Source organism: Thermogutta sp., from assembly GCF_014359955.1.
Taxonomy (GTDB): domain Bacteria; phylum Planctomycetota; class Planctomycetia; order Pirellulales; family Thermoguttaceae; genus Thermogutta.
The window spans coordinates 1-3715 of the sequence record NZ_JACIYL010000444.1 but is presented as its reverse complement, the minus strand read 5'-3'; the positions used below and the strand labels follow the sequence as shown (position 1 = coordinate 3715).

At 56.4% G+C, this 3715-nt stretch carries 2 protein-coding genes; both read left to right on the top strand.

Annotated elements, in window-relative coordinates; genetic code table 11:
* On the top strand, positions 1-1865 hold a 1865-nt coding region (locus H5U08_RS12770), incomplete at its 5' end, for a C-terminal helicase domain-containing protein (RefSeq protein WP_297033662.1).
* Between the two features lie 3 nt (positions 1866-1868).
* Positions 1869-3715 (top strand): DNA methyltransferase (locus H5U08_RS12765; RefSeq protein ID WP_297033659.1); only part of this gene is annotated, 1847 nt, incomplete at its 3' end.

The following is a 3715-nucleotide window of genomic DNA, read 5'->3' as shown; positions in this document are numbered from 1 at the left end:
ATCCAGATCAATACGCACAGCTCTTTTCCGAAAGGACTGTGCAGATTCTCGAAAACCTTCATTTGCCTCGCTACGGGTTGGCTCAGTATTTGATCAAAAACGCCGAGGACCAGGCTAGTGCCGAACAAAAACGAATCATTGCCAATTTGACCCGTGCCGGTCGCCGTCTTATTGGTTTTTGTCGGACCAACTTTTTCAAACGCTTAGAGTCAAGCGGCCACAGTTTCCTTCTTTCCGTGCGTCGCCATATTCTCCGGAACCTGGTCACGCTTTATGCCCTGGAGAACCGCCTGGAAATACCCATTGGCGTACAGGACGTGGCAAGCATGGACACGGCACTGGAAGACCGTGATGCGGACGACAACGATGTGGCCGGTGAAGGCTTTGGTGGTGATGACCTCGACCTTGCTGCACTTCAAGAACTGGCGCGGCAGGTTTACGACAGTTTCCGGCAATCCGGGCATCGCTTCCAATGGCTGGATAGCCGGTTCTTCACGCCAGCGCTCAGGAAAGACTTGGAGGCCGACATTCAGGCCCTCCGGCAAATTCTCGCTAGGGTACCCACCTGGGATCCGCAACAGGACGAAAAGCTTCGCAGGCTCGTGTGGCTGCTCAAAGAGAGACATCCTGACGAAAAGGTTTTGATCTTCACCCAATTTGCCGATACCGCCCGTTACCTCGGTGAACAACTTCGCAACCGCGGAATTAAGGACCTTGAAATCGTCACCGCCGGAAGTAAGGACCCTGTTGCCGTCGCCCGACGTTTCAGTCCCGAGAGCAATGGTGGATTGCAGCCAGGAGAGACAGAGTTACGTGTCCTCGTGGCAACGGACGTCCTGGCGGAAGGCCAGAATCTTCAGGACTGCCATATCGTCGTCAATTACGATTTGCCCTGGGCGATCATCCGGCTCATCCAGCGGGCAGGTCGCGTGGACCGAATCGGCCAGAAGCACGACACGATCCACGTTTATTCCTTCTTACCGGCCGAAGGCATCGAAAAAATCATCCAGCTCCGCCAGCGGCTGTTCGAAAGACTGCGCATCAATCAGGAGGTCATTGGGACGGACGAGTCATTCTTTGGAGAAAAACCCGCCAGCGACCTCCGCGATCTGTACGCCGAAAAACCGGGTGTGCTGGACCATGACGAAAGTGATGAAGATATCGATTTGGCCAGCCTCGCCCTCCAGGTCTGGAACAGCGCCTCGGAAGCGGATCGCAAGGCTGCCCTATCGCTTCCCCCGCTGGTCAGCAGCACGGCACCCCTGCAAGGTGATCCACCCCCGGGAATGGTGGCTTACCTCCAGTTCGCGGAATCCGACGGAAACCAAGAGCGAATTGTGGACGCCCTGGTGCGAGTGGACGAGCACGGGCAATTGGTCTCTCAATCGCTGTCGGCAATCTTTCGGGCGGTGACCTGTGCCCCGGACACCCTGCCTGTCCCTCGGCATGCAAACCACTACGAGCTGATCTGCCAGTGCGTGGCCAACAGCATTAGAGAAAGAAAGGAACTTGGGGGGCAACTTGGCTCCTTGCGATCAACAGCCCGCAAGGTCTATGAACGACTCAAGCGTTATCGGGACCAAATGGGACGGTCTCTCGGGCCGCCACGCATTTCCATTTCCGAACTCACCAAGGCCCTTGACCAGATGTTCAACCACCCTCTAAAAGAAAGTGCTCGGGAGGCCCTCCGTCGGCAGTTGGCCCTCGGAATCAGCGACGAGGCATTGGCCGAGATGGTGATCAACCTCTATCAAACAGACGAACTTTGCCAGGTCACCGAGTCGCAGGCTCGGTCCGAGGAACCTCACGTCGTGTGTGCCCTGGGGCTCCGCAATATGGCGGACATCACTGAAGTGGGAGCGTGACCAATGAACGAGATCGCAGCCAGAATTGAAACCGAATTGAAGGACATCAAGGCCCCGAATGCCCAGCAGAGGCTCAGACGGCTCTTTGCCGAGATCCTGAACTGGGATGTGCCACAGGAACAGGATTTTTCCCTGCCAAATCTCAGCTCCGTTTCGCAACAGCTTACTGTGATTCCTGTTGCCCGTGCTGCCGGGTTACCGGTCTTTTTGATCTCCTGGCCCAAAGCGAACCTTCCGGGGGTGATGGCCCGGCGGGCGGTGCAGAAGAAGCTCAGTGAGCGTAACGTCGAGCACCTGGTGTGCTACATCAACCAGTCGGCCGACCAGCTCTCCTTTGTCTGGGCCCGTCGCCGCGGTGATGGCAAAATCGAACTCCGCACGCTGCCCTACGAGGTTGGTTCCCCTGCCCGGACCACCATCGAGCAGCTTGCCAAGCTGGCCCTCGCCGAGAACGAACTTACGAGCCTCTCCATCTCCACCCTTACCGATCGGCTGGACAGCGCCTTCAGCGTGGAAGCGGTGACCGATCGCTTCTTCGAGGACTACAAACAAGTCTTTGAAGACCTGCAGAACCTTCTCCGCAAAGGAAACAGGGATCCTCGCTGGGCCCACGATTATGCCCTCCAGTTTCTCAACCGCTTGATGTTCCTCTACTTCATTCAGCGAAAACGCTTTGCAGACGAAGGCTACTGGCTGGGAAGCGATCCGCGTTTCATCCCAAACTTCTGGAAAGAATACAAAGCCAGCAAGTCCGGCAAAGATACGTTCTTCACGGACTGGCTTTCTGTGCTTTTCTTCGACGTGTTCAACAAAAAGTTTCACGGAGGTTATTCACAATTCCCACGACATATCCGAGCGGCCCTGCAGACCGCCCCATGGCTCAATGGGGGACTCTTTACTCGCAATGACCTGGACAACAAATATTCAGTCAAGATTCCCGACGACTTTTTCACAACGCTCTTTGATTCCTTCAACGGTTCTTGTCCAGGCTTCCTGGAACGTTACAACTTCACCATCAGCGAGTCCACGCCCCTCGACATCGAGGTGGCCGTGGACCCCGAGATGATCGGAAAGGTTTACGAGAGCCTGGTCAATATCTCAGAATCCGGCGCGACACTGGAGGACCGGCGCGGGTCCGCGGGCATCTTCTACACGCCACGAGTCGAGATTGACCTGATGTGCCGCCTGAGCCTCGTGGACGCCCTGGCCAATGACCTCGGGGAGCATCGCAAGCCACTCCTGTATGATGCCGTCTTCGCTTACGACCCCGCCAGTAAAGAAAACGCCGATCGGGCCCTCGCCGAGGAAAACCTCTCGCGGGAACTGAATCAAGTTCTCCGGGAACTCACTGTCTGTGATCCCGCGTGCGGTTCAGGTTCGTTCCTGGTCGGCATGTTGCTGGTACTTGATGATCTCCAGGCCCGGGCCAATGAACAACTTGGCATCGAAGAAACGCCGTATGAACGCCGTCGACGCATCATTGGCGAACAGCTTTACGGCGTCGATGTGATGGACTGGGCGGTGCATGTGGCGGAACTGCGGTTGTGGCTGCAGCTCACCGTGGAGACGGAACTGACCAAGGCTGAAGCCCAGCTTCGTCCCCTGCTGCCCAACCTTTCCTTCAAAATCCGCTGCGGCGACAGCCTGGTTCAGGAAATCGGCGGGATCAACCTCGGACTCCACCGCAGCCAGCTCGATCTGCCCAAGTCGCTCAAGGGCAGAATCACTCAGCTTAAAGCCAAAAAACTACGCTTTTATCAAGGCGACGGAAGTGTGCGGGAGGAAGATCTCAAAAAGGAGGAGCTTGACCTCTTCCGCGAGATTCTTGCCCAAAAACTACACACCCTCCA